Below are 17,706 nucleotides of genomic sequence, written 5' to 3'. Positions count from 1 at the left end.
CCTCCGGGCCACCGCCGAGGTCAGTGGCCGGCGCCGAGCCGGCCCGCGAGGCGCTCGAGCCGCCGCGCGCTGTCGGCGTTCAGGCCGCGGAACTCCACCGTCGTGCCGTGCTCGGCGTACTTGTGCTGGACGGCGTCCAGCGCGGCGACGGTGGAGGCGTCCCACACGTGCGCTTCGGTCAGGTCGATCACGACGCGTCCCGGGTCGCGGGCGTAGTCGAACTGGTAGACGAGGTCGTTCGAGGAGGCGAAGAACAGCTCGCCGACGACGGCGTAGACGCGCTCGCCGGGGTCTCCGGCGGCCTCGCCGGCGGCCTCGCCGGCGGCCTCGTCGGCGTCGAGGCGCGTGACCGTGGTCAGGTGCGCGACGCGGCGCACGAACAGGACGGCCGCGACGACGACCCCGACGACGACGCCGTACGCCAGGTTGTGGGTGGCGACGGTGACGGCGACGGTGGCCAGCATGACCGCCGTCTCCGAGAGGGGCATGCGCCGCAGCGTCGAGGGCCGGACCGAGTGCCAGTCGAACGTGCCGACCGAGACCATGATCATCACGGCGACCAGCGCCGCCATCGGGATGATCGCGACGACGTCCCCCAGCCCGACCACGAGGACCAGGAGGAAGGCGCCGGCGAGGAACGTCGACAGGCGGGTGCGGGCGCCCGAGACCTTCACGTTGATCATGGTCTGGCCGATCATGGCGCAGCCGCCCATGCCGCCGAAGAGGCCGGTGACGACGTTCGCGACGCCCTGCCCCCACGACTCGCGGGTCTTGTTCGAGCGGGAGTCCGTGATGTCGTCGACGAGCTTGGCGGTCAGCATCGACTCGATGAGCCCGACCAGCGCCATGGCGAGCGCGTAGGGGGCGATGATCCGCAGCGTGTCGAGGGTGGGCGGGACGTCGGGCAGGAACAGGGTGGGCAACGAGTCGGGCAGCGCGCCCTCGTCGCCCACGGTGGGGACGGCGAGGGACGCGCCCACGGTGACGAGCGTGAGGAGCACGATCGCCACGAGCGGGGCGGGGACGACGCGGGTGAGGCGCGGGAACAGCACGATGAGCGCGATGCCCGCCGCGACGAGCGGGTAGACGGCCCACGGGACGCCCACCAGGTGCGGCACCTGCGAGGTGAGGATGAGGATCGCCAGCGCGTTGACGAAGCCGACCATCACGGAGCGCGGGATGAACCGCATGAGCCTCGCGACGCCCAGCAGGCCGAGCACCACCTGGAGGATCCCGCCCAGGATGACGGTCGCGACGAGGTGGTCGAGGCCGTGGTCGCGCACGACGGGCGCGACCACCAGCGCGACCGCTCCCGTGGCGGCCGAGATCATCGCCGGGCGGCCGCCGACGAACGAGATCGTCACCGCCATCGTGAACGCGGCGAACAGGCCGATCCGCGGGTCGACGCCGGCGATGATCGAGAACGCGATCGCCTCGGGGATCAGCGCGACGGCCACCACCAGGCCGGCCAGGACCTCCGTGCGCAGGCGGCGGGCCGAGGAGAACGCCGCGCGGAAGGAGCCCTCGGAGCCCGCCTCCGGCGGCCCGGCGACCGAGCGCGCCGAGCGTTCCGTCAGGGCGGCGGGGTGGTCGGCGCGCTGGTCGCGGGGCACGCGGTCTCCGTTCGATCGGGTGGGGACGCGCGTCGTCGCGACGTGGGGCGGGGGCGCCACGACGTGCGGGCTCGACGGCCGGGCGCGCGCAGACTCTACCCGGCCGCCCCTTCGCGCGAACGGCTCGGCGCCCGCCGGTGGGACGGCGGGAGCGGCGGACGGCGGGGCACGCCGCCCGCCGGGCTGCGACGATGGTCGTCGCCCGTCCTCAGCCGACAGCCCGTGAAAGGCGACCGCCCCGCCGTGTACTCGCTCCTCCTGGCGATCATCTACGTCGCCTTCGTCAGCCTCGGGCTCCCGGACTCCCTCGTCGGGGCCGGCTGGCCCGTCATGCACCAGGACCTCGGCGTCCCCGTCGCGTTCGCGGGCATCATCACCATGATCATCGCCGGCGGGACGATCCTCTCCAGCCTGGCGTCCGAGCGGACGACGCGGCGGTTCGGCGCCGGCGTCGTCACCGCCGTCAGCGTCGGGCTGACCGCCGCCGCGCTCGTGGGCTTCTCCGTCTCGGGCTCGTTCTGGCTGCTGTGCCTGTGGGCCGTCCCGTACGGGCTCGGAGCGGGCGCGGTGGACGCCGCGCTCAACAACTTCGTGGCCCTGCACTACGCCGCGAGGCACATGAACTGGCTGCACAGCTTCTGGGGCCTCGGCGCCTCGATCAGCCCGTTCATCATGAGCTACGCCCTCACCTCGGGCCTGGGCTGGTCCAGCGCCTACCGCATCGTGGGTGTCACGCAGGCCGTGCTGACGGCCGTGCTGATCCTCAGCATCCCGCTCTGGAAGAAGGCCCGGCCCGCCCCGCAGGCCGACCACGCCGCCGACGCCGGGCCGTCGGGGAGCGGCGACTCTCACGTCCCGCTCGCGCAGGCGCTACGGATCCCCGGGGTCGCCCTGGTCCTGGCCGCGTTCTTCGCCTACTGCGCGCTCGAGAGCACCGCGATCCTGTGGGCCTCGACGTACCTGGTCACCGACCGCGGCGTCGAGGACGCCACCGCGGCCGCGTTCGCCTCCCTCTTCCTCCTCGGCATCACCGCAGGGCGGTTCCTCGCCGGCTTCTTCGCCGACCGCGTCGGCGACAAGCAGCTGATCCGCGGCGGCTTCGCGGCGGTCGGCCTCGGGGTCCTGCTGATCGCCCTGCCCGTCGGCACGCCGGTCCCCGCCCTGGCCGGGCTCGTGGTGGCGGGGCTCGGGTGCGCGCCGATCTACCCCGCGATCATCCACTCCACGCCGGCCAACTTCGGCGCCCGCAGCTCCCAGGCGATCATCGGGATCCAGATGGCCGCGGCCTACACCGGCTCGACCCTCGCGCCGCCCGTCTTCGGCGTGCTCTCGACCTGGGCGGGAGCCTGGGTGTTCCCCCTGTTCCTCGCCGTGCTCGTGGCCCTCGGCCTGCTCATGTCCGAACGGCTCAACCGGCTCGTCGCCCGCCGGGACGCCGGCCCGGATCAGGGCGTGACGGCGGGAGCCGGCGCGCTCGGCGCCGCCGAGCGCAAGGGGTAGAGCCAGAAGCAGACGAAGGCGAGGGCCGCGAGGACCACGGGCACGCCGCCGATGAGCAGGCGGATGCCGGTGGCCACCTCGGGCACCTGCACGGCCACGCCCTCGACGTACCCGCTCGCGGCCAGCACGCCGGCCACGACGACCGCCTGCACCACGACGGACCCGCGCACCACGAAACCGTTGGCACCGAAGTACATGCCCTCGCGGCGCAGCCCGGTGCGGCGCTCGTCGTCGTCGATCACCTGGCCGAGGGCCACCTCCAGCACCTGCATCAGGCCGGCGACGCCGAGACCCACGGCGAGCCCCGCCGCCGCCGCGCCGAGCACGGTCGTGGGCAGCAGGTACAGGCAGGTCGCGAGCCCGTAGACGGCGACGACGGCGAGCATCGTGGTGCGCGGCCCGAGCCGCCGCACCACCAACGACCAGCCCCAGATCGCGGGGATGGCGGCCACGAAGATCGGCGCCAGCAGCAGCGTCGCGTCGGCGTCCGTGCCGCCCACGGTGTACTTCACGTAGAACGGGATCCCGGCCAGCAGCACCGCCGTGGTGCTCTGCAGCAGCAGCGACCCGAGCACGTACGTGACGAACGCGCGGTTGGCGAACGTGTACCGCAGCTGGTCGCGCAGCCCGACGGCGGACTCCCGGGCCCGGACCGCGTCGTCGGCGTCGCGCTCCACCATCCCCAGCAGCGACCAGGCGAAGAACCCGGCGCACACCACGGCGAGCGCCACGCCCATCCCGGCCCAGCCGATCGCGTCGTACAGCAGCGGCGCGCCCGCCGTGCCGAGGATCATCCCGACCAGCGCGAAGAGCTGCCGCGGGCTGTTGCCGCGCGCCCGCTCCGCCGTCGTGCGGAAGATCTCCGGGAACAGCGCGGACACGTTGAGCACGACCGCCACGTACGCGACGTCGAACACCGCGACGACGAGCAGGAACCACACGACCAGCCCCGCCGGCGACAGGGACGGCGGGGCCCACACCAGCGCGAACGACACGACGAGCGGCACGATGCCCAGCACGATCCACGGCACCCGCCGGCCCCAGCGCGTGCGGCGACGGTCGGAGGCCGCGCCCACCACCGGGTTGAGGACGGCGTTGAGGACGCCGTGCGCCACCATCGCGCCCGCGACCCAGCCGGCGGGCACGCCCAGGTGGTCGACGTAGAAGAAGACGACGAACGCGGAGAACGTCTGCAGCATGAGGTTCGCCGGGAAGGCCGACGCCCCGTAGGCCACGGCCTGCGCCCGGGTCGGCGCCCCCTCGAGGCGCCGGTCGCGCAGCCGGGCGAGCCCGCCCGTCCTGGCCTCGGTGCCGCTCACCGCTCGCCCCGCTGCACGGCACGCAGGTCGCGCCAGCCGATGCGGACCACGCCCTCCGCGGCGATCACGGCGGCCACGTCCGGGTCGCGCAGCAGCCGCTCCTCGTAGCCGCGCTTGGGTGCCGCATAGTCGACGGCGTCGCGCAGCTCGTCGTCGTGCAGCATCGGGTGCAGGAAGATCTCCGTGACGCCCGGGTGCACGCCGCGCAGCAGGTCGAGGAAGCCCGCCTTCACGGCCTCGTACCCCTCCGCGTCGGAGGTGCCCTCCCCCGCCAGCTCGAACGGGTGCGTCCACAGCCGGTCGAGGATGACGACGCCCGCCGCGTCGGCAGCCGCGGTCGCGGTGTCGAGGATCGCCTGCGACCCCGGCGCGTCGGGGTCGGCGCCCATCGCCCCGAGGCCGTCCAGCGAGCGCGGCAGCCGGAACGGCAGGCCGCGCGTCGCCGCGAGCCCGAGGACCTGCGGCAGGAACGAGCGCCCGGTGGCCAGCCCGTAGACCGAGCCCATGTGGTTGTCCAGGTGGCTGACGTCGACCCCCGCGTCGAGGGCCGCGTCGAGCTGCGCCGCGAGCTCCGCCGCGACGTCCTCGTCGCGCGCCTGCCGCTCGACGACGTCGACCGCCGACGGGAAGTAGCCCGCGTCGTCCACCAGCGACGTGCCCGTGCCGGTGAGCGGGCGCCACCGGTAACGGGTCCACTCGCTGGTGAGGACCAGGTGCACGCCCACGTCCAGCCCGGGGTCGGCCGCGGCCGCCGCGAGGGCGTCCGGCGCCCACGGGCACGGCACCATCACCGTCGCCGAGTCCAGGAACCCGTCGCCGAGCAGCGGCAGGATCGCGCGGTTGGCGGCGCGGCACATGCCCAGGTCGTCCGCGTTGAGGATGATCGCGCGGGCATCGGGGGCGAGCCCGAGCCGGGCGACGAGGTCGGACGGCGGCGCGTCGGCCGCGCTCACCGGGCGACCCCGTCGACGGCCGACGCCGCGGCGTCGGCCACGCGGGCGCGCAGCGCCTCGCCGGCCGCCCACGCAGCGCCCAGCACGGCGCCGTCCGCCCCGAGCGGCGAGGCGTCGACGTGCACGGGCAGGACGCTGATGCGGTCGCGGAGGTAGGTGGCGACCCGCTCGTGGATCGCGGGGCGCGCGGCCTGGTCGGCCAGGACGAAGGCCTCCGGGTCGAGCACGATCGCCAGCGACGCGACGATGACCGCGACCCGGCGCGCCAGCTCCGCGACGACCTCGTCGGCCACGCCGTCGCCGTGCTCCGCACGGTCGAGCAGCTCACGGACGGTGATGTCCTCCGGCAGGTCGTGGTCCTTCGCCAGCGCGGCGATCGCGGCGTCGCCCAGCACCTGCTCGCCGAGGGCGTGCCCCGGCTGCGGCAGGAAGGCCACCTCGCCCGCGATGCCCGCGGCGCCCCGGTGCACCCGGCCGTCGAGCACGATGCCCGCCCCGAAGCCCTCGCCGAACGAGACCGTCACGAACGACGAGCGCCCGCGCCCGGCCCCCCGGTGCTGCTCCGCCACGGCGGCCAGGTTCACGTCGTTGTCCAGCGTCACGGGGCAGCCCAGGGCGTCCACCAGGGCGTCGTGCAGGGCCGTGCCGCCCTTCTCGTACCCGGGCACGTGCAGCACCGTGGTCCAGTCGGCGCCCACGACGGCGGGGAACGCCACGACCGCGCGGCTCACCTCGACGCGGCGGCCCGGCTCGAGCCGCGCCTCGACGTCCTCCCGGCAGGAGTTCGCCAGCACCGCCGCGGCCCGCGCCCGTGCCACGGGGGTGCGCTGCACGTCCCGCCGCTCCGCCCGCGCCCGGACGGCGCCGGTCGCGTCCACCAGGGCCACCCGCACCCGGTCGCGGGCGACGTCCACCCCCAGCCCGAACGCGGCGTCCGGGTCCACCCGGAACCCGCCCTCGGTGTCGTCGGCGGCAGCCGCGCCGCTCGCCCGGAGCGCTGCGAGCGCGGCCGCGACGGTCGGGCGCGGCAGGCCCGTCGCCTCGGCCGCGGAGGCCTCGTCGGCGGGGCCGTGCGTCACCAGCGCGTCGAGCACCTCCAGGACGTCGGACCCGCGCAGCGGGCCGGGAGTTCCGGTGTCAGGGGTGGTGGGCATCTGGCCTCCGTCGGGGCGGGACGGGACGCATTCGTCCCGGCGCTGCGAGCCTAGCCACGCCCCGGCGACATTGTCGACGCGAGGTGTCGGCGCTGCTCAGGCACCAGATCGGCACCCGAGAGCCCCGGTCAGGACTGCGCGCTCTCGTGCGAGCGCCCGATGCCGCGCACCGCGTCCACCGCCCCGCGCACGCGGCGCGCGTTGACCGCGAGCACCACGTCCCGGTACTGCCCGGCCCGGTGCAGCTGGCCCTTGAGGTCGTTCGACGACGCGCGGTGCTTGAGATCGCACGGCACCTCGACGGCCACGTACCCCTGCCGCAGGAGGTCGATCGTCATGCCCGTCTCGACGCCCCACCCGTGCGCCAGCGGCGTCGCCGCCTCGAACGCCTCGCGGGTGAGGCAGCGCATGCCGGACAGCGGCTGGCTGGGGCTCCACCCGGTGAGGTGCTGGATGGCGCGCCGCGCCGTGCCGACGACGATGCCGCGGCCGCCCGCCCCGGTCTGCTTCGGCAGCAGCGCGATCGCGAGGTCGGCAACGCCCTCGCGCACCGGGGCGACGAGGGGCGCCGTGTTGACGGCGGTGTCGCCGAGGTCCCCGTCCACGAACAGCAGGAGCCGCGGGGCGCGGCCGTCGGCGTCGCGCATCGCGACCACCGCCGCGCCGGTCTCCATCGCGGCCGCCTTGCCACGGTTGTGCGAGTGCCGGACGACGACGGCGCCCGCGTCGCGCGCGACGTGCTGCGTGTCGTCGGTCGAGCCGTCGTCGACCACGAGCACGAGGTCGACGTGCGGGATCGCGCGGGCCGAGCGCACGGTCGCCGCGATGCGCGCCGCCTCGTCCTTCGCGGGGATGATTACCGCGACGCGCTGCGGGTTGCGCCGCCCCTGCGCGGCCGGCGGCCGCGGGGTTTTGGCGACCGGCAGCGCGCCCACGCGCGTCGTCGCGACGCTGCCGTCTCCGCCGGCGACGGAGTTCCGCTCGCCGGCCTCGTCCTGGCTGGTGGACACCTCAGCGCCCGTGCGGGTCGCCCCGTGGTCCGTGTTCACGACTCCCTGCCTGTTGGGTTCTCGCCCGTGTCGGCCGGCGGTCCGCCGGCGTGCTGTGCGGTGCCCCCTTGGGGGAATCACCGGGGATCAGAAGAGCAATCTTTTCCTGAGAAACTGTACTCCCCCGGAACGCCCGACCTAGGGTCAAGAAACGGTGTCGACCGGGACGGTCCGTGAAGATCGTGCGGAGCCCGCGACGATGCGGGGTACCGCCGACGACCGAGGCCGCCGGGCGGCGCCGCGTCAGCGCAACGTCACCTGTCGGGAGACGATACCGGCCCGGGCCCGTCGCTCGTTCGCGTCCAGCGGCTCGGTGACCGCGAGCGCCTCCTCGAGCCTGCCCGCGAGCTCCGCCACCGGCTCCTCCAGCTCCGCCGCCTCGGTGCCGCGCGGCAGCTCCCAGACCGGCACCACGAGCCCGCAGGCGCGGAACATCCCGAGGAACTTGCCGCCCACGAGACCCGACTCGCGGCGCGCGTGCAGCCGCGCGATCGCGTCGACGACGGCGTCCTCGTCCTCCGTGCGCGCCCAGCGCAGGAACTCGCGCGACATCCGGCACCAGTACGCCGCCGGGACCGAGGCCAGCTTCACGGTGGGGATGGACGACTCCGCCGCCTCGTCGAGGGACTCGCGGATCTCGTCCGTCATCTGCGTGCCGGCGTCGATCCAGTAGTCGTAGCCGTCGTGCACGGTCACCTCGAACGGGACGTCGACGTCGAGCACGTCCTGGAGGCGCGGGTCGTCGTCCGCCGGGGCCGGCAGGTCCTCGGGCAGCACGCCCGAGCCGGGCTCGGCGGCGAGCGCCGCGAGGAGCGCGGCGGCCAGGTCGCGGCTGAGGTCGTCGGACGCGCCCAGGCCCTGCAGCGCGAGCAGCACCGTGCCGTCCTCGCGGTGCAGCGCGCACCAGCCGCCGGGCAGGACGGTCGTGACGGTGACGTCGCTCCCGCCGTGGTCGGCGGTCGTGCGCGCCGTGGCCGTGGCGGACGGCACGACCTCGCGCAGCGCGACCCAGTCGGCCTCCCCGGGAAGACCCTCGAACGGACGCAGGACAGGGGCGGTCGCAGAGCTCTTGGCCATGCCCGCGATCCTATCGGCCCGGCCACCCCCTCCGCCCTCGCCGGGCGTGGGTACGGTGACGGGATGGAGCCGTGGCGCCGCCTCGTGGCGGACTACCGGGCGGGCCTCGGCGACGGCGCCCCGCCCGACGACGACGTCCCGCCGCTCGACGGCGCGCGGGACGCCTGGCTCGCCGCCACGCTGCCCGCCCTGGACCTGGCGCTGGGGTCGGTCGCGGCCCTCGCCTCGGCCGCCCGACGCGCGGGCGCGACGGGCCCGCTGGTGGAGCGGGGGCCGGCGCCGGCCCGGGTCGCGGCGTCGTTCGGTTCCGACCGCCTGCTGCGGCTCGACGGGCGACCCGTCCCGGGGTTCGCGCCGCTGTCCGGCTTCTTCCGCACCCGCGACGGCTGGGTGCGCACGCACGCCAACTACCCGCACCACCGGGCCCGGCTGCTGCACCTGCTCGGCATGCCCGACGGCACAGGCCGCGACGCCCTCGCGGCCCGGCTCGCGGACGCCTCCGCCGCGGCGCTGGAGGACGATGCCGCCGCCGCGGGTGCGATCGCCGTCCGCGTGCGCGCCGAGCCGGAGTGGCGCGCGTCCGCGCCCGGCCGGGCCGCGGGGCGAGGGCCCCTGGTGCGGACGGAGGCGCGCGACGACGTCGTCGCACGACCCGCCGTCCTCCCGGGCGGGGCCGCACCGCTCGCGGGCGTGCGCGTGCTCGACCTCACCCGGGTCATCGCCGGCCCCGTCGCCACCCGGGCGCTGGCCGCGCTCGGTGCCGACGTGCTGCGCGTCGACCCGCCCGTGCCCGCCGAGATCCGCCACCAGCACCTCGACGTCGGGCAGGGCAAGCGCACCACCCTGCTCGACCTGCGCGACCCCGGCGACCGCGAGCGCGCGCAGGCGCTGCTCGACGACGCCGACGTGCTCGTCACCGGCTACCGTCCCGGCGCGCTCGATCGGTTCGGGCTCGTGCCACCGCCCGGCGCCGTCGTCGCGCACGTGTCCGCCTGGGGCGACGCCGGGCCGTGGGCGCACCGGCGCGGCTTCGACTCGATCGTGCAGGCGGCGTCGGGCGTCGCGCTGCTCGAGTCCGCGGACGGCGTCGCTCCCGGCGCGCTGCCCGCGCAGGCGCTGGACCACGCGACGGGCTACCTGCTCGCCGCCGGCATCGTGGACGCGCTCGCCGCCCGCGGCGCCGACGGGCGCGGCCGCGACGTCGCGGCGGCGCTCGCACGCACCGCCGCGTGGCTGCTCGACGCCGACCCCCGGGCCCCCGGGTCCCCGCCGGCCGCCGAGCCCGGCCCGGAGTCGGTCGTGAGCCACGGCCGCCGCCCGCGCGTCACGACCGCCCGCCCCGCGCTGCCCGGCCACGACGACCACCCGGCGCCGGCGCGCCCGTGGGGCGACGACCACGCCGCGTGGTCGACAGGACCCGCGCGCGGATGATCCTCGCCCGCGGCACGTGCGAGACGGCCGCGCCTCTGGTCTGATCGGACCAGCACCGGCCGACCGACACCGTAGGGCCGGGCACCCGCGAGAGGGGACGTCGATGGGCATCGTCACGCGGGGCTTCGGGGGCCGGCGCCCCGAGCCCGAGCACCAGGTCCCGCCGGGGCAGTTCGTCACGGACGACTTCCCCGTGCTGTCGGCGGGGCCGACCCCGAACGTGGACGAGTCCCGCTGGGAGCTCACCGTCCGCACCGAGACGGGCGAGGGCGTCTCGTGGACGTGGGAGCAGCTGATGGCGCTGCCGGCCGAGGACGTCGTGACCGACATCCACTGCGTCACGCACTGGACCAAGCTCGGCACCACCTGGCGCGGCGTCTCCCTGGACACCCTGCTGGCCGACGTCGAGACCAGCGCGGAGTTCGTCATGGCGCGCTCGTACGGCGGGTACACGACGAACGTGCCGCTCCAGGACCTGCTCGACGGGCAGGCATGGGTGGCGTTCGAGTTCGAGGGCGAGCCGCTGGAGCCGGTGCACGGCGGGCCGGCCCGGCTCCTGGTGCCGCACCTGTACTTCTGGAAGAGCGCCAAGTGGCTACGCGGCCTCGACCTCATGGACGACGACGACCTGGGCTTCTGGGAGCAGAACGGCTACCACGCCTACGGCGACCCCTGGCTCGAGCAGCGGTACGCGTGAGCTGGCACGTCGCGACGGTCGTCGGCGCACGACCGCTGACGCGCACGGCCCGCGCCCTGACCCTGTCGGTGCCGGGGTTCGTCGGCGCGCTGCCCGGCCAGCACGTCGACCTGCGGCTCACCGCCCCCGACGGCTACCAGGCCACCCGCGCCTACTCCCTCGCCGAGACGGGGCACGACGAGCGGGTCGACCTCGTGGTGGACGAGGTGCCCGACGGCGAGGTGTCGCCCTACCTCGTCCGCGACGCCCGGCCGGGAGACCAGCTCGAGGTGCGCGGCCCGCTCGGCGGGTACTTCGTGTGGCACGACGCCGACACCGCCCCGGTGCTGCTCGTGGCCGGCGGCTCCGGCGTCGTGCCGTTCCTCGCGATGCTGCGCGCCCGGCGCAGCACCGGGCGCCGGGCGCCGTTCCGCCTCGTGTGCTCGGTGCGCACGCCCGCCGACGCGATCGAGCGCGGGGAGGTCGACACCCCCGACCGGGGGTTCGACGTGCGCTGGGTCTTCACCCGCGAGGCCCCGCCGGGCTGGCCGGCGCCGCCGCGCCGGATCACGACCGACGACCTCGTCGCCCCGGGCTTCGGGCCCGCCGACGGCACCTCCGTGTTCGTCTGCGGCCCCACCGGCTTCGTGGAGGCGGCGGCCGGGCTGCTCACCGGCCTCGGGCACCCGCCCGACCGGGTCCGCACCGAGCGTTTCGGAGGTGCCTGATGTCGTCCCCCGAGCCGACCCTCCCCGACGGGCCCGCCCTCGACGGGTCGGCCCTGGCCGGCGCGCTGAGCGAGGTCTACGCCTTCGAGACCACGCGCGCCGTCGTGCGCTGCGCGAGCTGCGGGCACACCGACGTCCTCGCCCGCACCACCGTGCACCTGTCCGCGATGGGCGGCGTCGTGCGCTGCGCGACCTGCGCCGCCGTCCTGCTCGTCGTCGTCGAACGCCCCGACGGGGTCCGCGTGTCGGCGTCCGGCGCGGCATGGGTGCAGGGCCCCTCCCGCTGATCCCGGCCCTGCCGACGGGCGCCCGCAGGTCGGCGCCTACAGGTGGTCGAGCCACTGCAGCACGGCGCCCTCGCGCAGCGCCCACGGGCAGATCTCGACCTCGTCGACGCCGAGCGCGCGCATGGTCTCCTCCGCCACGACCGCGCCGCCGACGATCTGGTACGTGCGCTCGGGCGTCACGCCCGGCAGCGCGGTGCGTCCCTCGGCGGTGAGGCGGGCCAGGCGCGGCACCCAGTCCGCGAGCTGGACGAGGCGCATCCGCCACCGGTCGTCCGGGCCGACGGCCTCCACCTGCATGCCGGCCAGCCGCGCGAGCGAGCGGAACGTCTTCGACGTCGCGACCACGTGGTCGGGCGCCGGCACGGTGGCGAGCCGGTCGACGACGGGCGCCAGCAGCGCGCGGGCGTGCACGCGCAGTGCCTGCACCTGCTCGGGCGGGGGCGGGTCGTCGGGCAGGTACTCGCGCGTGGTCCGTCCGGCGCCGAGCGGCACGGACGCGGCGAGGTCCGGCTCCTCGTCGACGCCGGACGCGATCTCCAGCGAGCCGCCGCCGACGTCCAGCACCAGCAGCCGCCCGGCCGCCCACCCGTGCCAGCGGCGGGCGGCGAGGAACGTGAGCCGGGCCTCGTCCTCGCCGGAGAGCACCACCACCTCGCGGCCCACCCGCCCGGCGATCTCGGCGAGCACCGCGGCACCGTTGGCCGCGTCCCGGAGTGCGGAGGTCGCCATCGGCAGCAGCTCGTCGACCGCCGACTCGCGCGCGAGCTCCATGACGTCGTCGACGGCCGCCAGCATCGCCCGCCGCCCCTCGTCGGACAGCGCGCCGTCGGCGTCGAGATAGCGCATCAGGCGCACGGTGATCTTGCGCTCCGCGTGCGGCACGGGCCGCACGCCGTACCGGGCGTCCAGCACGAGCAGGTGCACCGTGTTGGAGCCGATGTCGATCACGCCGAGGCGGGGCGCCGGGGCCGGGGCTGCGCTGCTCATGGCAGCCGAGCGTAGCGGCGCGGTCGGACACCGGGACCCGCGCACGACGACGCCCGGTCCCGCGGGGCGGGGCCGGGCGTCGTGAGCCGGTCAGCGGTGGGCGGTCAGGAGAGGGCCTTCGCCTTGAGGCGCTCGTACTCCTCGGGCGTGATCGTGCCCTCGTCGAGCAGCTTCTTCGCCGACGAGATGTGCTCGGCCGGGGAGCCCGCCACCTCCCGGATGTACGCGTCGGTGCCGGCCTTGGCCTCCTTCACCGCCGCGAGCTGACGCTCCGACATCCCCCGGCCGCGGGCGATGAGGTAGATCAGCGCGGTGATCATCGGCACGAAGATCAGGAAGACGACCCACACCGCCTTCCACCAGCCCGACAGGTCCCGGTCGCGGAACAGGTCGGTGAGGATCTGGAAGAGGACGATCAGGTAGGCCACGAACAGGAAGATCCAGACGAGGTACCAGAAGAAGTCCCAGAAGGTGTCCATGTTCAGCGCGTCCTTTCGAAGGCGGTTCCCACACCGTCGACGGCCGACAGGGGCGGCCAGGTGCCCGCTTTCGGCACGCTAGTGCTGACATGCCGGACGCGCGCGCTGAAACAGGGTGATCTGGGCCCCCACCCGGCGAACCGGGCTCTGTGGGAGGTTCGCGACAGTGCTGCGTCGGAACGGGACCGTCAGCGGCGACCGGTGCGCTCGGCGCCCTCGACGAGCTCCTCGGCGCCCGCCACGACGGCGGCCTCCTCGGCCCGCGCCCGGGCCAGCGCCTCCGCGCGCACGGCCACGATCTCGCCGTGCAGGGCGGCATGCACCCGCCTGCGGACGTCGCGCGCGATGGCGTCGACGTCGGCCTCGTCGGGGGTCCCGCCGCGTGCCGCGAGCTCGGTCGTGAGGCGGTCGACCGCCGCGTCGACCTCGCGCCGGACCTCGACCTCCGCCGCGTCGAACAGGGCCACGACGGCGGCGTCCGCCGCGCGGCCCAGGCGGGTCTCCTCGAAGCCCGCGGCCGCGTCGTCCACGATCCGGCGGGCCCGGTCGACGACGTCCGCGGCGGTGGCCGGGGCGTGCGCCTTGAGCGTGCCGAGGTCGTACAGCAGCACGCCCTCGACGTCCGCGACGCGCGGGTCCACGTCGCGGTGCAGCGCCAGGTCGAGCACCACCAGGGGGCGCGGCTCCGGCTCGTCGCCCGCGGCGGCCGCGGCCCGCTCCCGCGAGCGCACCACGGCGGCCGCGTCGAGCACGTACTCCAGGGACGCCTCGGCCTGCCCGTCCGCGACGCCGCCCGAGGGCCGGCGGCCGCGCGCGCCCGAGCACGAGACCACGAGGTCGGCGTCGGCGAGCGCCTCGACCAGGTCCGGCGCCGCCACGACGTCGTGGCCAGCCGCGAAGGCCTCGGCGCGGCCGGAGCGCGAGTACACCCGCACGTCGTCGCAGCCGCGGGCGCGCAGGGCCGCCACCGACGCCCCCGCGTACGAGCCCGTGCCGATGAGCACCGTCCGCACGCCCCGCCACGACCCGTCCTGGTCGGCACGGCCGCCCGGGACGTCCCGGCCAGCGGAGCCCGGGACGACGTCCCGCCCGGCGAGGTCGAGGCCGAGCGACACGACGGACCGCCCTGCGGCGCCGAGCTCCGTCCGCGTGCCGACGCGCTTCGACGTGCGCGACGCCGTCTGGAACAGCAGCTCGAGGGTCTTGGACGTGGTGCCGTCCGTCCGGGCCTCGGCGAGGGCGCGCTTCACCTGCCCGGCGATCTCCCGCTCCCCCACGACCATCGAGTCCAGCCCCGCGGCCACGGTGAACAGGTGCGAGGTGACCTCCGGCCCCGTCCGGACCGTGAAGGAGTCCGCCGCGACCTCCTCGGACACCCCGGAGCCGGCGGCGACGAGCGCCGCGACGTGCCGCGTGGTGTGCCGCACGGCGTCGCCCTGCAGCGGCGCGTCGACGTCCAGGTAGAGCTCGAAACGGTTGCACGTGGAGATCACCACGGCGCCCTGCACGGGCCCGCACGACCCCACGGCGACGCGCCCGACGGAGCCGGACCCGGTGGACAGCCGCTCGAGCGCGTCCAGGTCCAGCTCGCGGTGCGAGGCGGTGAGGGAGAGGAGTACCACAGTGGCTCCACTTTAAGAGGGCCGAACAAGCGGGGCAGAATCATGAACCGTGACATCCACCACGATCGCCCCCGAGCCCAGCCGCGAGACCCACCCGCTGCCCGCCGGCCACCCGCTGGTCGACGGCCGGACGACGCGCTCCCCGCTGGTGCGTGCCCTGCGGGGCGAGCGTCCGGACGTGACCCCCGTGTGGTTCATGCGGCAGGCGGGCCGCTCCCTGCCCGAGTACCGCGAGGTCCGTCAGGGGGTAGGGATGCTCGACTCCTGCCTCCGGCCACCGCTCGCCGCGGAAATCACCCTCCAGCCCGTGCGCCGCCACCACGTGGACGCCGCCGTCTTCTTCAGCGACATCGTCGTGCCGCTGCGGCTCGCGGGCGTGGACGTGGACATCAAGCCCGGGGTGGGGCCCGTAATGGACCAGCCGTACCGCACGGCCGAGGACGTCGCCCGGCTCACGTCCCGCACGCTCGACGACGGCGCGCTCGCCCCCATCGCGGAGGCCGTGCGCCTCACCGTGGCCGAGCTGGGGGACGTGCCGCTGCTCGGGTTCGGCGGCGCGCCGTTCACGCTCGCCGCCTACCTGGTCGAGGGCCGGCCGTCGCGCGACCACCTCGCCGCCCGCACCCTCATGCACGCCGACCCGGAGACGTGGGCCCGCCTCACCGCCTGGACCGCCGAGCTCACCGGCCGGTTCCTGCGCACGCAGGTGCTCGCCGGCGCCTCGGCCGTGCAGCTCTTCGACTCCTGGGCGGGCTCCCTGTCCCTGGCCGACTACACCGCGCACGTGGCGCCGTCGTCGACCGCCGCGCTGGCGCACGTCGCCGACCTGCGTCTCCCCGGCGACGACGGCGGCCTCCCGGCCATCCACTTCGGCACCGGCACCGGGCACCTGCTGCCGGCGCTGCGCGACGTGCTCGACGCCGCCGGCGTCACGCACCCCGCGGTCGGCGTGGACTACCGCACCCCGCTGGACGAGGCCGCCGCCCTGCTCGCCGACCACCCGCGCGGCGCCGTCCCCGTGCAGGGCAACATCGACCCCGCGCTGCTGGGCGCCCCGTGGCCGGTGCTCGAGGCGCACGTGCGCGACGTCGTCGCGCGCGGCGCCGGGGCCCCCGGGCACGTGGTCAACCTCGGCCACGGCGTGCCGCCGGACACCGACCCCACCGTGCTCACGCGCGTCGTCGAGCTGGTGCACGCGCTGTGACGCCCCTCCCGCCGCTCGGCGCCCCCGACGACGTGCCCTCCGGCCGGCCCGCCCGGCCGCCCGAGCACGTCGACGCGGTGGTGGTCGGCGGCGGGATCGGCGGGCTCGTCGCGGCCCGCACCCTCGTCCACCGCGGCCTGCAGGTGGTGCTGCTCGAGGCGTCCGACCGCGTGGGCGGGCCCGTGCGCGGCGGCGCGTTCGGCTCGCTGCCCGTGCGCCTCGACCTCGGCGCCGAGTCGTTCGCGGCGCGCGGCACCGCCGTCACGGACCTGGCCGAGGAGCTCGGGCTGGACGTCGTGAGCCCGGCCCCGCTGTCCGCGTGGGGGTACGCCGCGGGCCACGCCTTCCCGCTGCCGAAGGCCGGCGTGCTCGGCATCCCCTCCGTGCCGTGGGCGCCCGACGTCCGCCGCGCGATCGGCTGGCCCGGCGTCGCACGAGCGGCCTTGGACCGCGTGCTGCCGCGGTTCGTCGCCGACACCACCGACCTCGGGACGCTGGTGCGGTCCCGGCTCGGACGGCGCGTGGCCGACCGGCTCGTCGCGCCCGTCGCCACCGGGGTGCACTCGGCGCCGCTCGACCGCCTCGACGTGGCCGCCGTCGCACCCGGGCTGCTCGACGCGTTCGCGCGCACCGCGTCGCTGTCGCGCGCCGTCGGGGAGCTGCGGGCGGCCGCGCCCGCCGGGTCCGCCGTGCGCGGCATCGACGGCGGCATCCACGCGATCGTCGAGGCCCTCACCGGTGAGATCGCCGCGAGCGCCGAGGAGTTCGCCGACTCCCCGCGCACCGACGCGACCGGCCCGATCCACGCGGCCGTGCGCGTGGGGCAGCAGGTCGACGGCGTGGAGCGGGTCGGCGCGGACTGGCAGGTCACCACGACCGTCGGCGACACCGTGCGCGCGCCGCGGCTGGTCGTGACGACGCCGCAGGTCGCACCGCTGCTGGCCCCGTGGGTGACGGCTCCGGGCGCGGTCGGGCCGGGGTCCGTGCCCGCGCCGACGCCGGAGGCCGGCGCCGACATCTGGCTCGCGACGCTCCTGCTCGACGCGCCCGAGCTCGACGACGCCCCGCGCGGCTCCGGGCTCCTCGTCGCACCCGACGGCGCCGGGGCGGACGAGGTGCGCGCCAAGGCGCTGACACACGCGACCGCGAAGTGGCCGTGGCTGGCCGACCGCGTGCGCGCCGTGGCCGGGCCGGGGGCGCACGTGGTGCGGCTGTCGTACGGCCGGATCGGCACCGCGACCGAGCCGCCGTCGGCCGACGAGGCCGCCCGCGACGCGTCCGCGCTGCTCGGCGTCGACCTCACCGACCGGGTCCGCGACCACCTGCTGCAGCGCTGGGCCGGCTCCCTCCCCCCGCCCACCCCCGACTACCGCGCGCAGGTCGGCGCCTTCACCGCCGCCGTCGGGCACACGCCGGGGCTGGCCGTGACCGGCGGCTGGGTGGCCGGCACCGGCCTCGCGGCGATCGTCGCGCACGCGCAGGCCGCCGTCGCCGCCCTCTGACCCGCGACCTGTCAGGATGAGCGCGCGGTATGCCCGGCGCACATCCTGACAACTCGGGGGCGGTGGTGACGCATCGTCATGACCCGGCGTCAGGACGACGGGAGAAGCGTGTGAGATCGGCCTCC

The 17,706-nt window shown here is 76.1% G+C and carries 16 protein-coding genes; 7 read left to right on the top strand and 9 right to left on the bottom strand.

What is annotated here, in order from left to right:
- Positions 1–20: 20 nt before the first annotated feature.
- Positions 21–1,577 carry a SulP family inorganic anion transporter gene (locus ACFQ80_RS07980; RefSeq protein WP_430563276.1) on the bottom strand — a complete coding sequence of 519 codons (1,557 nt, stop codon included), beginning with the start codon at positions 1,575–1,577 and terminating at the stop codon, positions 21–23.
- Positions 1,578–1,856: 279 nt separating this feature from the next.
- Here ACFQ80_RS07980 and ACFQ80_RS07975 point away from each other — a divergent pair, with 279 nt between their 5' ends.
- Entirely contained in the window at positions 1,857–3,113 is a 1,257-nt protein-coding gene (locus ACFQ80_RS07975; protein ID WP_430563269.1) for an MFS transporter, read from the top strand.
- On the opposite strand, the gene ACFQ80_RS07970 is transcribed toward ACFQ80_RS07975, so the two are convergent.
- The 5 genes from ACFQ80_RS07970 to ACFQ80_RS07950 all read right to left on the bottom strand — a co-directional run bounded on the left by ACFQ80_RS07970 (position 3,059) and on the right by ACFQ80_RS07950 (position 8,665).
- Positions 3,059–4,432, bottom strand: coding sequence for an MFS transporter (locus tag ACFQ80_RS07970; RefSeq protein ID WP_430563268.1), 1,374 nt, complete (start codon positions 4,430–4,432; stop codon positions 3,059–3,061). The genes ACFQ80_RS07975 and ACFQ80_RS07970 overlap by 55 nt on opposite strands.
- On the bottom strand, positions 4,429–5,385 hold the full coding sequence (locus ACFQ80_RS07965) for a ChbG/HpnK family deacetylase (protein ID WP_430552323.1): 957 nt from the start codon (positions 5,383–5,385) through the stop codon (positions 4,429–4,431). The genes ACFQ80_RS07970 and ACFQ80_RS07965 overlap by 4 nt, the downstream gene beginning before the upstream one ends.
- Positions 5,382–6,539 carry an ROK family protein gene (locus ACFQ80_RS07960; protein WP_430563267.1) on the bottom strand — a complete coding sequence of 386 codons (1,158 nt, stop codon included), beginning with the start codon at positions 6,537–6,539 and terminating at the stop codon, positions 5,382–5,384. Before ACFQ80_RS07960 ends, ACFQ80_RS07965 begins: the two co-directional genes overlap by 4 nt.
- A 128-nt stretch (positions 6,540–6,667) precedes the next feature.
- On the bottom strand, positions 6,668–7,588 hold the full coding sequence (locus ACFQ80_RS07955) for a glycosyltransferase family 2 protein (RefSeq protein WP_430552325.1): 921 nt from the start codon (positions 7,586–7,588) through the stop codon (positions 6,668–6,670).
- Positions 7,589–7,831: 243 nt separating this feature from the next.
- Positions 7,832–8,665: a DUF5926 family protein gene (locus ACFQ80_RS07950; protein WP_430563266.1), complete on the bottom strand. Its 834-nt coding sequence runs from the start codon at positions 8,663–8,665 to the stop codon at positions 7,832–7,834.
- A gap of 63 nt (positions 8,666–8,728) precedes the next feature.
- Here ACFQ80_RS07950 and ACFQ80_RS07945 point away from each other — a divergent pair, with 63 nt between their 5' ends.
- From ACFQ80_RS07945 to ACFQ80_RS07930, 4 genes are all read left to right on the top strand, one after another.
- Positions 8,729–10,096 (top strand): CoA transferase, encoded by a 1,368-nt coding sequence (locus ACFQ80_RS07945; protein ID WP_430563265.1) that lies wholly within the window; start codon positions 8,729–8,731, stop codon positions 10,094–10,096.
- Positions 10,097–10,199: 103 nt separating this feature from the next.
- The gene (locus tag ACFQ80_RS07940) at positions 10,200–10,793 is read left to right on the top strand and encodes a molybdopterin-dependent oxidoreductase (RefSeq protein WP_430552328.1); all 594 of its coding nucleotides are present in this window, start codon (positions 10,200–10,202) and stop codon (positions 10,791–10,793) included.
- On the top strand, positions 10,790–11,500 hold the full coding sequence (locus ACFQ80_RS07935) for an FAD-binding oxidoreductase (RefSeq protein ID WP_430563264.1): 711 nt from the start codon (positions 10,790–10,792) through the stop codon (positions 11,498–11,500). Before ACFQ80_RS07940 ends, ACFQ80_RS07935 begins: the two co-directional genes overlap by 4 nt.
- Positions 11,500–11,787 carry a DUF6510 family protein gene (locus tag ACFQ80_RS07930; protein WP_430552330.1) on the top strand — a complete coding sequence of 96 codons (288 nt, stop codon included), beginning with the start codon at positions 11,500–11,502 and terminating at the stop codon, positions 11,785–11,787. The genes ACFQ80_RS07935 and ACFQ80_RS07930 overlap by 1 nt, the downstream gene beginning before the upstream one ends.
- A gap of 36 nt (positions 11,788–11,823) precedes the next feature.
- On the opposite strand, the gene ACFQ80_RS07925 is transcribed toward ACFQ80_RS07930, so the two are convergent.
- From ACFQ80_RS07925 to ACFQ80_RS07915, 3 genes are all read right to left on the bottom strand, one after another.
- Positions 11,824–12,774, bottom strand: coding sequence for a Ppx/GppA phosphatase family protein (locus ACFQ80_RS07925; protein ID WP_430552331.1), 951 nt, complete (start codon positions 12,772–12,774; stop codon positions 11,824–11,826).
- 104 nt (positions 12,775–12,878) lie between these two features.
- Positions 12,879–13,253: an SHOCT domain-containing protein gene (locus tag ACFQ80_RS07920; RefSeq protein WP_430552332.1), complete on the bottom strand. Its 375-nt coding sequence runs from the start codon at positions 13,251–13,253 to the stop codon at positions 12,879–12,881.
- A gap of 188 nt (positions 13,254–13,441) precedes the next feature.
- Positions 13,442–14,875, bottom strand: a complete 1,434-nt coding sequence (locus ACFQ80_RS07915; protein ID WP_430563263.1) for a glutamyl-tRNA reductase — start codon at positions 14,873–14,875, stop codon at positions 13,442–13,444.
- A 49-nt stretch (positions 14,876–14,924) separates the two neighbouring features.
- Here ACFQ80_RS07915 and hemE point away from each other — a divergent pair, with 49 nt between their 5' ends.
- On the top strand, positions 14,925–16,079 hold the full coding sequence (gene hemE / locus ACFQ80_RS07910) for a uroporphyrinogen decarboxylase (protein WP_430563262.1): 1,155 nt from the start codon (positions 14,925–14,927) through the stop codon (positions 16,077–16,079).
- Entirely contained in the window at positions 16,076–17,581 is a 1,506-nt protein-coding gene (locus tag ACFQ80_RS07905) for a protoporphyrinogen/coproporphyrinogen oxidase (RefSeq protein WP_430563261.1), read from the top strand. Before hemE ends, ACFQ80_RS07905 begins: the two co-directional genes overlap by 4 nt.
- The last annotated feature ends 125 nt before the right edge of the window (positions 17,582–17,706 follow it).

Origin of the sequence: Isoptericola sp. NPDC056578, assembly GCF_042793275.1 — a bacterium.
GTDB lineage: Bacteria > Actinomycetota > Actinomycetes > Actinomycetales > Cellulomonadaceae > Isoptericola.
The sequence above is the reverse complement of the archived record's forward strand: the minus strand, read 5'-3'. Positions and strand labels throughout refer to the sequence as shown.

Excerpts from the sequence above, each read along its gene's own strand:
- ACFQ80_RS07920 (WP_430552332.1), bottom strand. The coding sequence starts at position 13,253 with ATGGACACCTTCTGGGACTTCTTCTGGTACCTCGTCTGGATCTTCCTG.
- ACFQ80_RS07940 (WP_430552328.1), top strand. The coding sequence starts at position 10,200 with ATGGGCATCGTCACGCGGGGCTTCGGGGGCCGGCGCCCCGAGCCCGAG.
- ACFQ80_RS07945 (WP_430563265.1), top strand. The coding sequence starts at position 8,729 with ATGGAGCCGTGGCGCCGCCTCGTGGCGGACTACCGGGCGGGCCTCGGC.
- ACFQ80_RS07925 (WP_430552331.1), bottom strand. The coding sequence starts at position 12,774 with ATGAGCAGCGCAGCCCCGGCCCCGGCGCCCCGCCTCGGCGTGATCGAC.
- ACFQ80_RS07950 (WP_430563266.1), bottom strand. The coding sequence starts at position 8,665 with ATGGCCAAGAGCTCTGCGACCGCCCCTGTCCTGCGTCCGTTCGAGGGT.
- ACFQ80_RS07960 (WP_430563267.1), bottom strand. The coding sequence starts at position 6,539 with ATGCCCACCACCCCTGACACCGGAACTCCCGGCCCGCTGCGCGGGTCC.
- ACFQ80_RS07930 (WP_430552330.1), top strand. The coding sequence starts at position 11,500 with ATGTCGTCCCCCGAGCCGACCCTCCCCGACGGGCCCGCCCTCGACGGG.